We start from the raw sequence: 17,755 nt of genomic DNA, 5'->3' as shown, positions 1-17,755 counted from the left end.
GTATGAAAGTGCAAGAGTACGTTGCGAAGGACATTTTGAGAGCCGAAGGAGTGGGAGTTCCGAAAAGTATTCTGATTCTTAGAAATTCAGACTTACAAGACTATGTAGAAGCACTAAAAAAATTAGGATTTCCTCAGGTGGCTAAAGCTCAAGTTCTTGTAGGCGGAAGGATGAAGGCTGGAGGAGTGCTTGTTTCAAAAACCATTGAACAGGCAATAAGTAATGTGAGTAAGATTATGGACAGCGAAATAAAAGGTGAAATTCAGGAAGGGGTTCTCGTTGAAGAATTTGTTCCACACGAAAGTGAACACTATATTTCGATAACGATAGATAGAAGTCTAAGAGACATCGTTTTTGTATATTCGAGTCATGGAGGAATAGATATCGAAGAGTTTACGAAGACTCATCCAGAAGAAGTTGTAAAAACAAAAAGAGTAAACGATTTACCACTTGAAGTAAGAGCTTTTGCAAGAAGACTTTATGACATATTCGTTAAGTACGACCTGACACTGCTTGAAATAAATCCGTTCGTTGAATCTAATGGTTATTACTACGCACTTGATGCTGTTTTCCACGTGGACGACAGCGCGCTCTACCGTCAGTGGTGGGCGGGAGAGTCTTCCGTGGAAGATTCTTTCGTGGTACTCGGCGGTGACGTTGGTGTCATCGGTTGTGGAGCAGGTATCGTCATGGCCACAACAGATGCACTCACTGAACACGGGTTCAAGCCAGCGAATTTCTGCGATATCGGCGGTGGTGCAACGGCTGATACACTTTACAGTGCGTTGACAAAGGTGCAAAAGATAACAAACAAGGCTGTACTGAACATATTCGGTGGAATAACCGACTGTCTTGAAATTGCAAAAGGAGTTACCGAATTCAAAACCAAAAATCCGGGTTTTGAGATATACATAAGACTTTCAGGAAACAATGAAATACTAGCCAAAAAGCTTTTAGAAGAGAGTGGAATCGTATCAGCCAATGACATGAAGGAACTTATTGAATCTGTAGATAGGAGAGTTAAAGGAGTGAGAAGAGATGTTGTTCGCGAATGAGAGAGTTTGTGTATATGGAGCTACTGGAAAATACGGTAGTTATCATCTCAAAAGAATGCTCGAGTACGGTACAAATGTTGTCTGTGGCGTGAGTAAAAATAGGATAGTGAAATCGATAGAAAACATTCCAGTTGTAGTATCACTCGAAGATTACGTTTCCAAATTGGGACCAGTAGATACAGCTATTCTTTTCGTGCCTGCACCAAGTGTCTTGGAGGCGTTTCAAGATGCTGCTTCGAACGGTGTAAAGAACTGCGTGATTATAACCGAGCATGTTCCAGTACATGACACATTGAAAGTTTTAAAACTTGCGAAGTACCAAGGTATAAATGTTATAGGTCCGAACTGTCCGGGGGTTATACACCCATTAGAAAAAGTGAAAGTCGGAATAATGCCAGAACGGTATTTCAAACCCGGTAAGGTGGCGATTATCTCAAGAAGTGGAACGTTGATGTATGAGACAGCAAAATACCTGAGTGATGGTATTGGAGTAGCGGTTGGATTAGGACTTGGCGGAGATCCAGTTGTTGGTACAAATGTCTCAGAGGCGTTTGATACTGTAAAGAAATTGGGGTATGATAAAGTCTTAGTGATAGGCGAAATCGGTGGTGAAGATGAGATAAGTGGTATTAAACACGCTCTTAAGATAGGTTTTCTTCCGAAAGACATAGTTGCTTTCTTTGCAGGGAGGCATGCACCGGAAGGAAAGAAAATGGGGCACGCAGGTGCTATTGTTGAAGGAGAAAAAGGAAAAGTACAGTATAAGGAATCAATACTGAATGAGATGGGAATAAGGGTGGTGAAATTTCCGTGGGAAGTAGGAAACGCTTGGCTGAACTAACAAGAGAGTACGTTTTATCATCGCTCGGAGTATTTCTCACAGCACTTGGCTTGGTAATATTCTTGATTCCCAATAATATAGCAGCTGGTGGTGCTTCAGGCTTAGCGATAGTTCTGAACAAATTCTTGCCAATATCGGTTGGTATATGGATGTACATAATAAACGCTACGCTATTTTTGACCGCATTTTTGATAATAGGTTTTGACTTCAGTTTCAAAACGATATACTGTACATTTTTGCTGAATTTTCTCATAGATTTATTTGACAGGGTTATTCCAATGTACAAGTATCATGGTAGCGACATGATCTTGGCTGTCTTCTTTGGCGATATACTAACAGCCGTTGGTATGGCTATCGCCTTCTCACAGAACGCATCTACAGGTGGTACAGACATTATAGCCAAGATTCTTAATAAATTCTTTGGAGCGCCTTTTGGTATGTCTATACTCTTTCTCGACTTTGCCATAGGTCTTTCAGCAGGACTGGCTTACAACATAGATACTGGTTTATACTCTATTCTTGCCATTATCGTCAATGGAACAACAATTGACTTTGTTATGAAAGGTCTCGAACTATCAACGAACCTGTGGGTTGTTTCAGAAAAAGCAGACGATATTAAAAGATTTGTGCTGAACGAGCTTGAAAGAGGTGTTACAGTCTTTGAGGCAAGGGGAGGATACACAAATCAATCTAAGAATGTTCTAATGATAGTTATAAAAAGGCGCGAGTTACACGAACTTACAACTGCAATTCGAACAATCGACCCGAAGGCGTTTTTCTTCGTCAACGAAGCCCGGCAAGTGTATGGTGAGGGTTTCAAAGAACTCGTGTAAGTAGTTTATCAATCCAGCATCCCTTCCCAAATCTCGACATTATTGTTACTTTCTTTTCCCTCTGACACAAGACGTGTCAGAGGATTTTTTTGAAAAACTATTGACATAATAGGGTACTTGTGTGATATAATACAAGCAAAGTAAAGCATACGAAAGAAAGGAAGAGAAAGTCGTGTTATACGTTCGAAATTTTTTGATAAACATTGTTGAAAACGAAAATATGAGCATAATTGACAACAAGATGAATAAGAAAGCTAAACGCAGCTGCCCGCTTACTGGTGGTCAGCTTGCGTTTGGCATGGAATAAAAACGCAGGCGATTAAATATAAACCACCATAGGCGGGCTACAGTAAAAAACTGTAGCCCGCTTTAATTTTATAATACCATCAAATTTTGATAGAAGGAGGGTGCTTTTATGGGATTAAGAGTAGGCGTTGTTGGAGCAACCGGTGCGGTAGGAAGGAATATGGTCGAGGTACTTGAGAGTAGTGGTGTTGATATTTCAGAATTCAGGCTCTTTGCTTCGGAAAGGTCAGCAGGTCAAGAAATTCCATTCCGAGGTACAACAGTTCGTGTAGAAGTATTAACGGAAGAAGCGATGAGAGAAGGTTTTGATTACTTGCTTTTCTCAGCTGGTGCCGATGTTTCAAGACGATATGCACCAATTGCAGCCGAGGTAGGTACAACCGTTATTGATAATTCCTCCGCTTTCAGGATGGTGTCAGAAATTCCATTGGTTGTGCCAGAAGTCAATGGAAAGTTACTTAAGGGGTATTCGGGAATAATAGCAAACCCAAATTGTTCCACAATCCAAATGGTGTTGGCATTGTACAGGGTGCACGATAGGTATCAGCTACACGAGATATTCGTCTCGACTTATCAGGCAGTATCTGGCGCCGGTTACAAGGCAGTACGTGAGTACGAAAATCAGCTTAACGGAGAGAATACACATAACGTATTTCCAAGGCAGATTGCACATAATGTGATTCCCTTGATAGGTGATTTGAGAGATGACATCTCCCAAGAAGAATGGAAGATGATAAATGAAACAAGGAAGATTTTAAATTCAAATTCAATTTCTGTCTTTCCAACAACTGTTAGAGTTCCAGTTCGAATAGGACATTCCGAGAGTGTTATTGCTCGCACACTATTCCCTATTATGAGCAAAGACGACCTCATAGAAACGATTGCCTCTGGTGAAGATGTTATTGTCCACGATGATATAATCACCCCTCTTGAAATTGCCGGTGATGATTACACACATGTTGGCAGAGTCAGATTATTTGATGCACATACTTTTGGAATTTGGGTTGTTGCGGACAATTTGAGAGTCGGAGCGGCGACGAACGCTGTCAGAATATTGAAATTACATTATCAATTGAATTCGAAGACTACTGAGAATGCGGGAGCTGTCGAACGTGTTGAAAGTATATAAGTACACAGCAACAGGAAATAGTCTTGTGATTGTGGATGCTACACAAATAAATCTAAACGACTTACAGAAAGAGGAAATAGTACTTGAAGTTGTTGAAGATAGAGACGGTGTTATTTTTGTCGAAAAGGCTGATGAATCATATTTTATGGACTACTTCAACAGAGACGGCAAGCGTGCATCGTTCTGTGGGAACGGTTCAAGAGCTTTTTTGAAGTTTCTGATGGAACACTTTGGTTTAAGTGGGAAGGTATCGATTAGGACGAACGCTGGCTTGTTAGTTGGAAGAGCAGACGCTGAGATATCGGTCCAAATGCCAAAGCCAGTTTTCGAAAAGATGCTCTTGCCAGAAGAACTCGCTGGATTTGAAGGAGCTTTTATAACGGTTGGAGTACCGCACGTTGTTTTGAATGTCGGGGCAGATATATGGGATTTTGACATGGGAATTGCACAAGAATTAAGACACAAGTTCAACGCAAATGTGAACGTGTTCAATGTTTTAGATAGCAAGTTGTTTGAGGTTAGAACGTTCGAAAGGGGTGTTGAGCGAGAGACTTTATCCTGTGGCTCGGGAACGACTGCAACGGGTTATTTCATCAAGTACTACTTAAACAAGGATACTTTGATACCCGATAAGCTGGTGGCTAAAACAAAGGGAGGAATTTTAACTCTATCATTCGAAAGTGATGGTATCTACTTAGGAGGGGGTGTTGTAAATGAGTAAGATGTTTGAAGGCGTTGGAACTGCTATAGTAACTCCATTTAAAAACGGTGAAGTTGATTACGAGGCTTACAGAAACTTAGTTAGGTGGCAAGTTGAAAGCGGAGTAAAGGCAATAATCGTTGCAGGAACCACAGGCGAAGGGGCGACTTTGACTATCGAAGAGAGGGAGCGATTGATTCAGATAACTAAGGAAATCTGCGAAGGTAAAGCACAGGTAATTGTTGGAACAGGAACGAACGATACGCATAAATCTTTGGAATTATCGCTGAGTGCGGAAAAAAACGGTGCAGATGCGGTACTCATAGTCACTCCGTATTACAACAAACCAACTCAAGAAGGACTGTATGCTCACTATAAGTACTTATCCGAAAGAATAACTCTGCCAATAATAATCTACAACGTACCTTCAAGAACTGGAGTAAACATCGCACCAGAAACCGTTGCAAGGCTTGCGGCGGAGTGCAGGAATGTAAAGGCAATAAAAGAAGCCAATCTGGATATTGCTCAGGCTGATGAGATATACAGGCTAACTAAAAACCTTGATTTCTACATATACTCAGGTAACGATGATAGAGCATTCCACATGATATGCGCCGGTGCAAAGGGCGTTATTTCTGTTGCATCGAACGTTGTGCCAAAGGAAATGGTTGAAATGGTTGAAGCTTTATTCAGAGGAGAATTACAGAACGCTCTGAATTTGCATGTTAGATTGGTTCCACTCTTCAAAGTCCTGTTCATCGAAACAAACCCGATGCCAGTTAAGGGAGCGCTTCATATCATGGAAAGAATCCAAAACGAATTCAGACTACCTCTCGTGCCACCGAAAGAATCAACTATGGAAAAGCTTAGAGCAGTTCTGAGAGAACTGGGAGTGATATCATGATCGGTCTAAAATACGGCATCGTTGGTTTCCGCGGAAAGATGGGAAGGGAGATTTTCGAGTATTTTTCAACGTTTGGCGATGAGTGTGTGCTTAAGAAGGATGTTGATTCATTCGAGCAAACAGACACACCGCAGGTGATAATAGACTTTTCCTCTCCAAGCGCTTTGGAAGAGACTGTAAAACTTTGCAGAGAACACAAGATTGCTCTTGTACTTGGGACAACAGCTTTGGAAGAAAGGCACTTCGAAATGCTAAGAGAATTGGCAAATGAGGTTCCAGTCGTCCAAAGTTACAACTTCTCAACGGGAATAAATATTTTGCGCAAGATTCTTAGAGAATATACTCGCTATTTTTCAGATTGGGATGCTGCTATGGTTGAGATACACCACACCCAGAAGAAAGACGCACCATCTGGAACTGCAAAGATGTTAAGAAACGATATGAATAGAGACATTCCAATAAGTTCGTTGAGAATCGGCGGTGTTTTCGGTGAACATACCGTGATTTTCTCGAACGCAGGAGAGGTAGTAGAAATTAAACACAGTGCACTATCAAGAAGGGCTTTTTCAATAGGAGTTAGACATGCAGCGCTTTTCACTTTGAAAAAGCAAAAGGGTTTTTATTCGTACGAAGATGTATTAAATGAGAATTTACGTTAGTTAATGGGAGGGAAAGCTGTGGGTGACTTTCAAGAAATTATCAAGAAAAGCGCCAGAGAACTGACCAGCGAAGAGATTATTGAAATTATTGCAAAGAGCAAAAAGAAGACCATAGTGCGAGTCTACATTTCAGGTGAGTTGTCTTCTATCGACTGGGGTAAGTACAATACCAACGGAGAATTTGATATCATTTCGGGTGCAGATTTTGGTATTCTAATTGGAGATTTCGAGTCCATTTCAAACGTTCTTAAAGATGAGAAGATAAAGAGTTACAAGATTGAATACATTGCGAGAAATTCCGCAATTCCGCTTGTTGATATTTCGAAATTCAATGCCCGTATTGAACCAGGTGCTATTATCAGAGAATACGTGGAGATCGGTGACAAAGCTGTTATCATGATGGGTGCAGTTATCAATCTTGGTGCGACAATAGGCGAAGGCACGATGATTGATATGAATGCTGTCATAGGTGCGAGGGCTCGAATTGGAAAGTATTGTCATATCGGTGCGGGTGCCGTTGTTGCAGGTGTTGTTGAACCACCGAGCGCATCACCAGTTGTCATAGAAGACCACGTAATGGTTGGTGCGAATGCTGTTATCCTCGAAGGAGTCAGGGTTGGACACCATTCGGTAGTGGCGGCAGGTGCGGTGGTAGTGAATGATGTAGAACCTTACACAGTCGTTGCAGGCGTTCCCGCAAGGGTTGTCAAAAAAGTTGATGAAAAGACGGCAAGCAAGACGCAGATATTGGAAAGTTTGAGAGAGCTGAATAAATAATATATGTACTTTGGCAGGTGAGGGCATTGGGCACAAAGACATCGTCAAGTTCAGTGATTAATAGTGTGATAGTACAAAAGTATGGCGGTTCATCGGTTGCGGATGTCGATAGAATTAGAAACGTGGCAAACAGAATTGCTAAGAGAGTCAGAGAAGGGCACAAAGTAGTTACCGTTGTTTCTGCCATGGGCAAGACTACTGATAACCTCATCAGCATGGCAAAGAGTTTGGTTCCAAAACCAGATGAGCGAGAGTTGGATATGCTTCTGACTACTGGAGAGCAAATATCATGCGCACTTGTTGCTATGGCACTGAAGGATATTGGGATAAATGCCATCTCGCTTAATGCGTTCCAGATACGCGTCCTTACGACAAGGCACCACACAAATGCAAGGATAATGGATATAGACGAAAAAAGGCTCAAGAAATACTTGCAGGAACACGATGTGCTTGTTATCACTGGATTCCAGGGTATAACCGAAGACGAGCACTTAACTACGTTGGGAAGAGGTGGTTCGGACACTTCAGCTGTGGCGTTGGCAGCAAAACTTGGGTGCGACTGTGAAATTTACAGCGATGTGGCAGGAGTTTATACGTGCGATCCAAAGCTCTATCCCCAAACTAAGAAACTTAAGTACATTACATACGATGATATGTTAGAACTTGCCGCAACGGGTGCAAAGGTGTTGCACTCAAGGTCAGTTGAGATAGCTAAGAAATATAACGTAAGGGTATATTGTGGTTCATCATTTTCTGATGAGGAGGGAACTTGGGTGGTAGGAACGTTACCAGAATGGTTAGAAGAACCTCTTGTTACAGGGGTAAGCTTGGACAGAAATCAAGTTAAGGTATCTATAATGGACCTTCCGAATGATGCAAACATAATTTCGGATATATTCAAAAGAGTTGCTGAGAAAGGTATCAACGTCGACATGATTTCGCTTGTAAAGAACGGAACATCGACCCACTTATCATTCACCGTCGTTCCAGATAGGGTTGAGAAGATAAAAGATTTACTCGATGACACACTTTCAGTGTACGGTGCAAAGTACCACTTCTACGGTCAATTCGCCAAAATCACTGTGGTGGGTACAGGTATGCGCTCGCATTACGGTGTTGCTTCGAAGTTTCTCGAGGTTATTTCAAAAAACGGCATTGAACCTGAGATTATAACAACATCTGAGATAAAGATTTCTGTGTTGGTTCCTGAAGAGAAGGCGGAGGAACTTATGAAAAACATCTGCGAAGAGTTCGATCTCTGATATTCAATGAACAGGAGTTGATAAAATGAGTAATAGCAACTGCACTTATATCGCTAACACTTACAAGAGATATCCAATATCCATATCCCACGCCAAAGGTATCTACGTCTGGGATACAGCGGGAAATTTGTACATAGACACATTCATGGGGATTGGCGTTCTTCTTTTCGGACATAATCATGATAAGGTTATTGAAGCTATGAAAAACAAGATTGAAAGGTACGTTCACCTATCAAATTTCTTTCTTGACGAAGATGCTTGTTTCATCGCCGAGCGTTTGGTGAAAGAGGTTGGTGTCAATGGAAAGGTATTTTTTACAAATTCTGGCGCAGAAAGTACCGAGTGTGCGTTGAAGGTTGTTCGAAAAGTCAGGAAAAACGGAAAAATTGTCTCGTTTGTCAAAAACTTCCACGGAAGAACGCTTCAAGCACTGAGCGTTACAGGATTTGATAACATAAGAACGCAGTTTGTAAACAGCGAAGATGTTGTATTCCTACCCTACGATATTAAAGTAGTAAGAGAATTTTTTGAGAACGAGAAATCTATCTCTGCCGTTTTCATTGAGACTGTCCACGGGAGTGGTGGGTTGAATGTTATTCCAGAAGAGATTGTTGATATTATAAACGAATACAAAAACAAATTCGGATATATTGTTGTTGCAGACGAAGTACAAAGTGGGCTTGGTAGAACTGGAAAGTTCTACGCTTACAAGCACTTTAATATTAACCCCGATATCGTAACGGTTGCAAAGGGTATCGGTGGTGGATTACCTCTTGGAGCCTGCATCATGCTTGGAGACTACTCTAATGTGTTCGAGGTCGGCGAACACGGTTCAACTTTTGCGCCTAACCCTGTAGCATTAGCAGCAGGGAAGGCAGTTTTGGAGATGATAGATGATGAAAAGCTTGAGAATGTCAACAAGATGGGAAAATTATTCAGTGAGAAGTTCTCCGAATTTGGTGAAGTATACGGGTTAGGACTTATGAAGGGCGTGAAGATGAAAAGCGAAGTGCCGAAGATAGAAGAATTTCTGCACAATGGGTTGCTTGTAAACATCTTGAGCAATGGTGTAATCAGATTCCTGCTACCACTTAACATAACAGAAGAAGAAATCGAAGAAATCCACACCAGATTTAAAAAAACATTGAAGGACTATTGAAAGCTTAGAATCACTATTCCAACAAGAGCTATTGTATTTAACACCAGATAGAATGTGTCATTTTTTGTCCACTGAAGAGTATAATAATGATTTCTCTTCCCGATACCGTATTTTTTTGCCTGAAGAGCTAACGACAGCTCTTCAGCTTTTCTTAAAGACGAAACAAGCAGCGGAATTATTATGCTTGTCATTGCAGAGAGCTTGTTCTTCAGCCCTTTTTCTGAGTACTTAGCACCTCGTGAAATTTGAGCTTTTATTATTCTATCAGCCTCATCGAGCAAAATGGGTATGAATCTTATCGATATCGCAAGCATCATACCAAAATCTTCCCGCTTCTCTTCACTTACACGGAAGAATTTCAAAATATCGACGATTCCACGTGCAGTCAACAACGGTGGGGTTGTGTAGGTGTACATAGAGGCAAAAAGAAAGATAAGAGAAAGCCTCAAAGCGATGTAAAGACTCATCACAAAACCTGAAACAAAATATTGTATCACTGCGGCAAAGACTATTAAAAACCACAAACTTCTCAAACTTCTCAAATAAACAACGGGTTTTATCTTAGACATAATCATCAAGATAATAAAGAGTGACACTGGTATAATATAACCTATCAAATCCTTGACCAACATGATAGATGTTACTTGTAAAAGAACAACAAACAACTTAGCCCGAGGGTCTAAGCTATGTATAAGAGAATTCTTAGGAATGTATTTACCAATTGTCAGTTTCAATATCAATCACCCAAGCTTTTATTTGGTCTTTGAAGTGTCTGATGTATCCTTTCTTGAGTTGATGAACTCAGTATATTCTCTAACTATATTCCCGTAATTCGAGAAAAATTTAACCGTATAAACATTGTACCTATCGCTTCTACCATTGTAAGCCGAAATTGCACGGACGATGTCCCAGTCAAATATGTACTTCAAACTTAAATAGAAATATCTGTAGGCAATTCTCAACTGCCAATCGGGATAATTCAACAAAGACAGATGATTTCGGTTCTCCTGTTTGAACTTCCTGACGTCCTCATAAAAGTTTGCTACGTAGAAAAGAGCGTTTTCATGTAGCTGAAAATACCCAACCGCTTTTCCGTTGTCGCCTATAGCGTTTATAAACCCGGTCTCGCAAATGCCAAAAGCGAGCATGAACAAAGGATCAACCACTTTTGGAATTTTAAGCGACTCTTCTTCGAGTGCCTTTGCCATCAACCTGGCATGGTTCTCAGGTACCTTCTGCTTTATCATAAAAGAATACGCAAAGTCGTAGAGCTCACCGGAAAAGACTAATTGAGCTAACAAAACAAATACCGCAAAAGTTAGGAACCGGCGCATGTCACACCTCAAAAGAGTATCTCCAGTTCATTCCCTTCGAAACACTTCAGTTTTTCTCGAGCGATGCCTTTATTGACCGCAATTTCAACATACCCGGTGCTATCTTCGTGTACAAGTAACTCGCCTTCGTCTACATCGGCGTACGTTTCAACAACCGGAACTTCATACGTTTTCTTTCCGACGTTTATTTTAACAGCGTCCTTCTCCGCAATCCAACTGAATGGAATATTTGTCTCGATATTTCCAAAACGGTCAAAATACGCAACTTCTCCGTATGCACCATTTGGTGTAAGGTGAGCTTTTCTGTAAGGCAGTGTAGCGTAGTTAGGCAATCTCGTTCCAAGCTCATCGAATATACCTTTCGTTATGTAGGCTGCAGCTGGTGAGAAAATATCCCTGCCGTGGAACGTTCTCGATGTTCCAAAATGGTATTTTTTGTTGACCAAATCAACTATCTTTCTTGGAATGTGCCTTTCAAGAACGAGTGTCAAAATCCCATTATCAGGTGCAACGAAATAGTATTTATCTGTTTCAACGGCGATTGCCTTTCTTGCAGTACCGACGCCAAAATCGACAACGATTAAAAATACCGTTTTTTCCGGAAAGTAATCGACACTTCTATCGAGTATATACATTGCCTCCCGTACGTTATATGGCGAGATATTGTGTGTTAAGTCAAGTATTTCCGCATCTGTGATTTGTCTCATAACACCCTTACAGATGCCAACATAGTGCGAATTGCCCCAGTCGGTCATAAATGCTATCATCTCTGATTCACCTACCCTTTCTGTTTACTCATCCTGCGTACTAAATTATACCATCAAACATTATTACTTAATAACATCAACCATTCAACCATGAAATCAACCAAATGTGGAATAACACAATCATCAGGAAGGAATTTCGGATTGTGAAGTCCCCAAACCTCTTCGCTGGTCCTCACACCAGCCCAGAACATCAGCGAGGGATATTTCATCGTGAAAAAGCCGAAATCTTCACCAGTATATTTCATGCCGCAATCTATGAAAGTTCCATTATTTGAAGCGTAATCTTTGAAAAGTTCGAAGAGCTTCTCGTTGTTTATTACTGGCGGATAAAGACTTCCCCTTTCCAAAGTACCACTATACTTTTCTGCAAGAACTTTGAGCCTTTCGAAGTTTTCGATAACAATTTCCAAAGTTTCTCCTCGGATTGAACCTTCGACTTGTGCATAATCTGCCACGGCATTTCTGACGTTTCCACCGAACATCTTTCCAAATCCTGCAAGAACTCTTCTACCTTTCTCATTGTTATCTATCGGATTTTGATAGAATTCAGACGTAAATGCTACAGCATTCTTTATCGCATCAATTCCCTTTTCTTTTTGTGCGATATGAGCAGAGAGCCCCTTGAACTTCGCAGTTATCTCCATGGCACATGCAAAGAGAGTGCCATTTGTGGAGGCGAACTCACCAAGTCTATATTCATCAGTCACATGTAGGGCAGTTGCGTATTTAACCTTGTATCTTTCTCTCATCTCATCTAGTACATACTTTGCCCCACCGATTGTTTCTTCTGCTGGTTGGTAAATGAATACATAATTGCCTGGGATATCGTCTTCAGTGATCTTCTTGATAACACCGTACATCACCGACATGTGGATATCGTGCCCGCATGCATGCATTAAACCTTCATTCCTCGAGCAGTATTCCCACCTGGTTTCTTCCTTTATAGGCAATGCATCCATATCTGCTCTATATAGAACAGAAGGCGCGGTTGGCTCTCTCTGAATCAAGACGGCCAATCCGGTTTTTGCAATGGGGTGAAATTCTACACCGAGTTCTTTAAGCGCTTCCGATAGAATTTTTTGGGTATTGTACTCATTGAATGCGAGCTCTGGAGACATGTGTAACTCGTGTCTCAGTTCGATGGGCGAGAGCATATACCTTCTCCCTTCAAATTGATTTTGAACTTAGCTTTAAAAAGAACAATATCTAATTTATTATTATACCAAACCCAAGAAAAAAATCAAAAAAGTCCACCCTTTCAGGTGGACAAAAGAAGATATGGTGAGGTTATGCGTATTTCATGATTACACTTTGAAATCAATCTGCCTGACTGTTCCAACATTCCCATCTTCTGAGAGGTATATTCCTGTGCTTTTTTGCACTGAATCAGCATAGTCAAACGGTGTACTCACACTGCCAAGAAATATTGCACCAACGTTTAAATCAAGTAAACCTACTACTTGCTCTCTACCGTTTTCGTCAATCGTCCAAATCTTTATCTTCAAGAACTCCAAATCATCTTCATCGATCCAATTGTCTTTGTCTGTATCAAGTTGCGAAAGTTCTGAGAAACCCTCGTTTGTAACAGGTCCAAACAACTCTGCTGCGTTGTCAACAACGCCATTTCCGTTCTTGTCGTACACCAACAATCCAACACCTCTGCCCAAGAAGAACTTCTCTCTTGTACCGTCAAAGTTCAAATCGAGCTCAACAATCTTCTGAGAGCCAGTCTTATCCTTCAAATCAATCGCAAGTGGGTCTACTACTCTACCGGAAGTCTTTGTATACGAATAGCTCAGCTGGAATAATTTTGTCTGTATGGAAAAATCTATTAACCTTCCATCTTTCGTCTTAACTTGTCCTTTTGCTGAAAAGTTGGAGTACTGAACATTTAGGTACTCCTCTTCGTTTTCGTATTCGACGATATCCTGCCCGCCTTCTTTTCTGATGCTTATTTCGTACTGCTTATCATCAGGTATGTATATCTTCAGCTTCTTGCCTGTGAGTTTTTCGAGCATTATTTTGAGCAGTTTTATCTTTTGCAAATGCTTGTCATCAATTTGCGGCTTCTTTTCGCTAATCTCGATTACTACCTTTTCTGGAACGTGGTATTTTCTTATCTTACTTGAGAACTTTGAGTAATTTATCGCAAGGTTTTCAGATGACAACTCGACGTTGTAGTCATCGATGCGCATATAGTTCGCCTCGCTTTTCAGGTATAATTTCACTTTATTTATCGGCAGAAAAATGAGGAATATTAGTAGAACCTTTTTTGGTCTCTTAACTGGTAGCAGGAATCAATACTAAAACTTCATTGTAATGTGCTATAATTGTTCTAGAAAATAGAAGGGGGGAAGGTTATGTTAAAGAAGGTCGTGATATTCATCGTGTTCTTGATGTTTCTAAGAAGTGCTCTTGCCTACAAAGTCACATTCATCATCGAAGTGCCAATATACACACCAGACGATGCTGAGATTTATCTGGCTGGAACGTTCAATAACTGGAATCCAAAAGATGAGAACTACAAGTGCGTTAGAGACGGATTTGTGTACAAGAAGGTTTTGGATTTATCTGGCAAGGTGGAATTCAAAGTCACTCGCGGTTCTTGGGAGACTGTCGAGAAGGGTGTAAAGGGTGCGGAGATACCTAATAGGGTGTTGGATGTAGATAAAGACATGGAAGTAAAGATAACTGTTCTGCACTGGAGGGATTTTGTGGAAAAGCAACAAGCAGCGTTGAGAAAGACTTATACTGGAAATATCAAGCTGATTAAGGATTTTTATTCTCCTGAACTTGGGAATAAGAGAGATATAATCATCTACTTGCCACCAGATTATGAAATATCAGATAATCGTTATCCGGTTTTGTACATGCACGACGGGCAAAATATATTCGATGAGTCAACGTCTTTCGCAGGTGTTGAGTGGAAAGCGGACGAAAGTGCTGAAGAATTAATCAAAAACGGTGCAATTAAGCCGATTATCATCGTTGGCATATACAACACCGGAGCTGATAGGATTAATGAGTATTCCCCATGGGTTGACTCAAACTACGGTGGAGGCAAAGGAGATTCGTACGCTCAGTTCATAGTTAATACGCTGAAGCCATACATCGATGTCAATTTCAGAACACTTTCAGACAGAGAAAACACAGCGATACTCGGTTCGTCGATGGGCGGTTTGATTTCTCTGTACATCGGGATAAAATACAACGGCGTCTTTTCAAAAATTGGAGCGATGAGTCCTTCCATTTGGTTTGCTAATAAAGCATTGATAGAATTTGTAAAATCTGAGAAAGTAAATTATCCAACGAAGTTCTATGTTGACATGGGAAGTGCAGAAGGGCAGAATCCAGAAGTGCATCTGAACAACGCAAGGGAACTTTTCAAGATATTGGATAAGAAAGATAACTCGGAAGTGTTGTACATCGAAGACAGAGGGGGAACACATTCAGAAGGCGCTTGGGCAAGAAGACTTCCTGAGATGCTCGTGTATTTCTTTGGAACAGAAGAGTCAAATTAAACAGATTAAAGGAATGAAAGGTGGTGGGATAGGATGGGAAAGAAGGGTATTTTGGTAGTTTTGTTTCTGACACTTGTTGTTAAAATCTTTGGTTGGAGCGGACATGAGGCATATACTTACTTGGTTGTTAAGTCACTTAATTTTAACATGGATAAGCTAATAGAGATAAAACCATACACATATAACGAATCTCGGGTTTATAATACGAAGTTTTATTACACCGATGATTTTGCAGGTCAAAGGAAGTTTTTCGACCCGCTCGGTGATGGAAAGTTTCCATCAGATCCAGCACCTGTTGATGGAAAACTTCCAGTGTGGCAGATTTTGACAATTTATGCGCAATTTCCGGATTTCGGAATGGATGAAGGACTCAACCTTTCACCACTCCAAGCACTTATAGGCAACAGCCAAGGCGTAAGACACATGAGGTATAAACTCGGAATTATCGAGGCTTTCGAAGGAGATAAGTCTTTTCTTTATTTTGTTAATATGTCACAGGAAGCGTTTTCAAAAAATGATAGCTACTGGGGGTTGAGGTTCTTATCGTACGCTTTGCACTATATGGAAGACTTATTCCAGCCATACCACGAAACACCGGGCAGTTTTTGGGAAGTTTTGATGAGCCTGATGGATAAGAAAACTATGAATTTGCTCAACAATGCGCACTACACGTACGACAATTACCTGTTGTACTTGATTTACTATTCAAAACATAGAGATGAGATACGAAATCTGATTGAAAGTACTCCTGCAATAAGAATCCCATCAAATAACGAATCACTGATGAATGAGGTGATGATGTACGGATATATAAAATTCCCGCTAGTACATAGTGAGTTGAAAAAAGCATTTGAAGGTATCCTTACAGAAAGGATACCAGAAATTGATGATTTCAGACGACTTGAAGAAGAGGGAAAGTTAGAAGGCTTGTACAAGGTGACGAAGGAGATTATAGTAACGATGACTGGAACTATCAAGGCTTTTCTGAACGATTATCTTTCACGGTATTTGGAGTATAAAGAATAAACGTGTTTTATAAATATGTTTCGTCAAACATCCTTGTGAAAAGCGCAAAATCTTTTGAATTTTTGTCCATGCGTGGAGTTTTTCGAACTCCACGTTTTTTTCTTGTTGATATATAATCTTATCGTACAAGCGTAAATTCTTGTAGTTTATTAGCTCAAATTGGGAGGTGTAGCTATGTGGGAAAGCGTTAAGAGGAGCGATCCAGAGATTTATGAGGTTATTTTAAAAGAATGGGAAAGGCAAGAATATGGGCTTGAGCTAATTGCCTCTGAGAATTTTGTGTCTCCAGCTGTCATGGAGGCTATGGGAAGTGTTTTGACAAACAAGTATGCGGAGGGTTATCCAAAGAAAAGATACTACGGTGGTTGTGAATGGGTTGATGTTGCAGAGACACTTGCAAGAGAACGCGCAAAGAAGCTTTTCAACGCCAAGTATGCTAACGTACAGCCACACTCCGGTTCTCAAGCGAATATGGGAGCATATTTTGCGCTTGCAGAACCTGGTTCTGTTTTGATGGGTATGTCTTTAAGTCACGGAGGACACCTTACACACGGTGCAAGTGTTAACTTTTCGGGACAGATATATAAAGTTGTCCAGTACGGAGTGAATCCTCAAACGGAAGTAATTGACTACGATGAAGTCAGGAGATTAGCATTAGAGCACAGACCAAAGATAATCGTAGCGGGTGGAAGTGCTTACTCAAGGATTATCGACTTCAAGAGGTTTAGAGAAATAGCAGATGAAGTTGGTGCTTACCTCGTTGTCGATATGGCACACTTTGCTGGTTTGGTGGCAGCGGGGTTATATCCAAATCCTCTTGAATACGCACATGTTGTGACAAGTACGACACATAAGACATTGAGAGGTCCGCGCGGTGGTTTGATTCTTACAAACGACGAAGAAATCTACAAGGCGATAAATAAAGCGATATTCCCCGGAATACAGGGCGGTCCGCTGATGCACGTTATCGCAGCTAAGGCTGTATGTTTCAAAGAAGCGTTGACTGATGAGTTTAAAGAATATCAAAAACAGATAGTAGCAAACGCAAAAGCTCTTGCAAAAGCCCTTGAAAGTAGGGGGTTGAGAATCGTTTCCGGCGGTACCGATACACACTTGATGCTCGTTGACCTTAACCCGCTCAACGTAACGGGTAAAGCTGCAGAAACAGCACTCGGATATTGCCATATAACAGTCAATAAGAACACGATTCCAAATGAAACAAGGTCACCATTTGTGGCGAGTGGAATAAGACTTGGAACACCGGCACTAACAACCAGGGGAATGAAGGAAGAGCAGATGGAAGAAATTGCCGAGCTCATCGTAACAGTGCTTAAGAACGTTAAGGACGAGGAAGGAAATGTAGACGAAGAAGTTGCGAAGAGAGTTTCCGACCGTGTCATGGAGCTCTGCAAGAAGTTCCCGCTTTATCAAGGCAAGATAGCTGTCGAATAATTCTTAGATAAATAGATACATACTTGGGGG

The 17,755-nt window shown here is 40.9% G+C and carries 19 protein-coding genes; 14 read left to right on the top strand and 5 right to left on the bottom strand.

What is annotated here, in order from left to right:
- Window positions 1-2 precede the first annotated feature (2 nt).
- The 11 genes from IB67_RS06565 to IB67_RS06515 all read left to right on the top strand — a co-directional run bounded on the left by IB67_RS06565 (window position 3) and on the right by IB67_RS06515 (window position 9,625).
- The gene (locus IB67_RS06565; RefSeq protein ID WP_339747346.1) at window positions 3-1,055 is read left to right on the top strand and encodes an ATP-grasp domain-containing protein; all 1,053 of its coding nucleotides are present in this window, start codon (window positions 3-5) and stop codon (window positions 1,053-1,055) included.
- Window positions 1,039-1,896 carry a succinate--CoA ligase subunit alpha gene (locus IB67_RS06560; protein ID WP_072758557.1) on the top strand — a complete coding sequence of 286 codons (858 nt, stop codon included), beginning with the start codon at window positions 1,039-1,041 and terminating at the stop codon, window positions 1,894-1,896. The genes IB67_RS06565 and IB67_RS06560 overlap by 17 nt, the downstream gene beginning before the upstream one ends.
- Entirely contained in the window at window positions 1,866-2,729 is an 864-nt protein-coding gene (locus IB67_RS06555; RefSeq protein WP_339747349.1) for a YitT family protein, read from the top strand. The genes IB67_RS06560 and IB67_RS06555 overlap by 31 nt, the downstream gene beginning before the upstream one ends.
- 172 nt (window positions 2,730-2,901) lie before the next feature.
- Window positions 2,902-3,036 carry a hypothetical protein gene (locus IB67_RS06550; RefSeq protein ID WP_281246562.1) on the top strand — a complete coding sequence of 45 codons (135 nt, stop codon included), beginning with the start codon at window positions 2,902-2,904 and terminating at the stop codon, window positions 3,034-3,036.
- Between the two features lie 108 nt (window positions 3,037-3,144).
- The gene (locus IB67_RS06545) at window positions 3,145-4,164 is read left to right on the top strand and encodes an aspartate-semialdehyde dehydrogenase (protein ID WP_339747352.1); all 1,020 of its coding nucleotides are present in this window, start codon (window positions 3,145-3,147) and stop codon (window positions 4,162-4,164) included.
- Entirely contained in the window at window positions 4,148-4,885 is a 738-nt protein-coding gene (dapF, locus tag IB67_RS06540; RefSeq protein ID WP_339747355.1) for a diaminopimelate epimerase, read from the top strand. Before IB67_RS06545 ends, dapF begins: the two co-directional genes overlap by 17 nt.
- A 1-nt stretch (window position 4,886) precedes the next feature.
- A complete protein-coding gene (gene dapA / locus IB67_RS06535; RefSeq protein ID WP_339747376.1) occupies window positions 4,887-5,768 on the top strand; it encodes a 4-hydroxy-tetrahydrodipicolinate synthase in 882 nt (293 codons plus the stop codon).
- Window positions 5,765-6,427 carry a 4-hydroxy-tetrahydrodipicolinate reductase gene (locus IB67_RS06530; protein ID WP_072758565.1) on the top strand — a complete coding sequence of 221 codons (663 nt, stop codon included), beginning with the start codon at window positions 5,765-5,767 and terminating at the stop codon, window positions 6,425-6,427. Before dapA ends, IB67_RS06530 begins: the two co-directional genes overlap by 4 nt.
- 60 nt (window positions 6,428-6,487) lie before the next feature.
- A complete protein-coding gene (dapD, locus tag IB67_RS06525) occupies window positions 6,488-7,204 on the top strand; it encodes a 2,3,4,5-tetrahydropyridine-2,6-dicarboxylate N-acetyltransferase (protein ID WP_072758723.1) in 717 nt (238 codons plus the stop codon).
- A 56-nt stretch (window positions 7,205-7,260) separates the two neighbouring features.
- Window positions 7,261-8,466 (top strand): aspartate kinase, encoded by a 1,206-nt coding sequence (locus IB67_RS06520; RefSeq protein ID WP_072758726.1) that lies wholly within the window; start codon window positions 7,261-7,263, stop codon window positions 8,464-8,466.
- A 25-nt stretch (window positions 8,467-8,491) separates the two neighbouring features.
- Window positions 8,492-9,625: an aspartate aminotransferase family protein gene (locus IB67_RS06515; protein ID WP_339747357.1), complete on the top strand. Its 1,134-nt coding sequence runs from the start codon at window positions 8,492-8,494 to the stop codon at window positions 9,623-9,625.
- Here IB67_RS06515 and IB67_RS06510 read toward each other — a convergent pair.
- The 5 genes from IB67_RS06510 to IB67_RS06490 all read right to left on the bottom strand — a co-directional run bounded on the left by IB67_RS06510 (window position 9,619) and on the right by IB67_RS06490 (window position 13,921).
- Window positions 9,619-10,359, bottom strand: a complete 741-nt coding sequence (locus IB67_RS06510; RefSeq protein ID WP_339747360.1) for an energy-coupling factor transporter transmembrane component T family protein — start codon at window positions 10,357-10,359, stop codon at window positions 9,619-9,621. The genes IB67_RS06515 and IB67_RS06510 overlap by 7 nt on opposite strands.
- Before the next feature lie 18 nt (window positions 10,360-10,377).
- The gene (locus IB67_RS06505) at window positions 10,378-10,959 is read right to left on the bottom strand and encodes a hypothetical protein (protein ID WP_434223526.1); all 582 of its coding nucleotides are present in this window, start codon (window positions 10,957-10,959) and stop codon (window positions 10,378-10,380) included.
- 8 nt (window positions 10,960-10,967) lie between these two features.
- Entirely contained in the window at window positions 10,968-11,726 is a 759-nt protein-coding gene (locus IB67_RS06500; protein WP_072758571.1) for an SAM hydrolase/SAM-dependent halogenase family protein, read from the bottom strand.
- Window positions 11,727-11,779: 53 nt separating this feature from the next.
- On the bottom strand, window positions 11,780-12,880 hold the full coding sequence (locus IB67_RS06495) for a M20 family metallopeptidase (protein ID WP_072758573.1): 1,101 nt from the start codon (window positions 12,878-12,880) through the stop codon (window positions 11,780-11,782).
- A 150-nt stretch (window positions 12,881-13,030) separates the two neighbouring features.
- Complete coding sequence (locus tag IB67_RS06490) at window positions 13,031-13,921, bottom strand: SPM autocatalytic domain-containing protein (protein WP_072758575.1); 891 nt, start codon at window positions 13,919-13,921, stop codon at window positions 13,031-13,033.
- 165 nt (window positions 13,922-14,086) lie between these two features.
- Here IB67_RS06490 and IB67_RS06485 point away from each other — a divergent pair, with 165 nt between their 5' ends.
- The 3 genes from IB67_RS06485 (at window position 14,087) to glyA (ending at window position 17,725) form a co-directional block, all read left to right on the top strand.
- Window positions 14,087-15,247: an alpha/beta hydrolase gene (locus IB67_RS06485; protein WP_084634349.1), complete on the top strand. Its 1,161-nt coding sequence runs from the start codon at window positions 14,087-14,089 to the stop codon at window positions 15,245-15,247.
- Between the two features lie 33 nt (window positions 15,248-15,280).
- On the top strand, window positions 15,281-16,273 hold the full coding sequence (locus IB67_RS06480) for a phospholipase C/P1 nuclease family protein (protein ID WP_072758577.1): 993 nt from the start codon (window positions 15,281-15,283) through the stop codon (window positions 16,271-16,273).
- A 174-nt stretch (window positions 16,274-16,447) separates the two neighbouring features.
- Window positions 16,448-17,725 carry a serine hydroxymethyltransferase gene (glyA, locus tag IB67_RS06475; RefSeq protein ID WP_072758579.1) on the top strand — a complete coding sequence of 426 codons (1,278 nt, stop codon included), beginning with the start codon at window positions 16,448-16,450 and terminating at the stop codon, window positions 17,723-17,725.
- The last annotated feature ends 30 nt before the right edge of the window (window positions 17,726-17,755 follow it).

The sequence above is a fragment of the Fervidobacterium riparium genome, assembly GCF_025370035.1.
Lineage (GTDB): Bacteria > Thermotogota > Thermotogae > Thermotogales > Fervidobacteriaceae > Fervidobacterium > Fervidobacterium gondwanense.
This window is presented reverse-complemented; position numbering and strand designations above follow the sequence as displayed.

What these genes read in the sequence shown, in the direction of transcription:
- IB67_RS06480 (WP_072758577.1), top strand. Translation starts at nt 15,281, where the DNA reads ATGGGAAAGAAGGGTATTTTGGTAGTTTTGTTTCTGACACTTGTTGTT.
- IB67_RS06515 (WP_339747357.1), top strand. Translation starts at nt 8,492, where the DNA reads ATGAGTAATAGCAACTGCACTTATATCGCTAACACTTACAAGAGATAT.
- IB67_RS06530 (WP_072758565.1), top strand. Translation starts at nt 5,765, where the DNA reads ATGATCGGTCTAAAATACGGCATCGTTGGTTTCCGCGGAAAGATGGGA.
- IB67_RS06490 (WP_072758575.1), bottom strand. Translation starts at nt 13,921, where the DNA reads ATGCGCATCGATGACTACAACGTCGAGTTGTCATCTGAAAACCTTGCG.
- IB67_RS06505 (WP_434223526.1), bottom strand. Translation starts at nt 10,959, where the DNA reads ATGCGCCGGTTCCTAACTTTTGCGGTATTTGTTTTGTTAGCTCAATTA.
- glyA (WP_072758579.1), top strand. Translation starts at nt 16,448, where the DNA reads ATGTGGGAAAGCGTTAAGAGGAGCGATCCAGAGATTTATGAGGTTATT.
- IB67_RS06545 (WP_339747352.1), top strand. Translation starts at nt 3,145, where the DNA reads ATGGGATTAAGAGTAGGCGTTGTTGGAGCAACCGGTGCGGTAGGAAGG.
- dapA (WP_339747376.1), top strand. Translation starts at nt 4,887, where the DNA reads ATGTTTGAAGGCGTTGGAACTGCTATAGTAACTCCATTTAAAAACGGT.
- IB67_RS06495 (WP_072758573.1), bottom strand. Translation starts at nt 12,880, where the DNA reads ATGCTCTCGCCCATCGAACTGAGACACGAGTTACACATGTCTCCAGAG.
- IB67_RS06500 (WP_072758571.1), bottom strand. Translation starts at nt 11,726, where the DNA reads ATGATAGCATTTATGACCGACTGGGGCAATTCGCACTATGTTGGCATC.
- IB67_RS06485 (WP_084634349.1), top strand. Translation starts at nt 14,087, where the DNA reads ATGTTAAAGAAGGTCGTGATATTCATCGTGTTCTTGATGTTTCTAAGA.
- IB67_RS06565 (WP_339747346.1), top strand. Translation starts at nt 3, where the DNA reads ATGAAAGTGCAAGAGTACGTTGCGAAGGACATTTTGAGAGCCGAAGGA.
- IB67_RS06560 (WP_072758557.1), top strand. Translation starts at nt 1,039, where the DNA reads ATGTTGTTCGCGAATGAGAGAGTTTGTGTATATGGAGCTACTGGAAAA.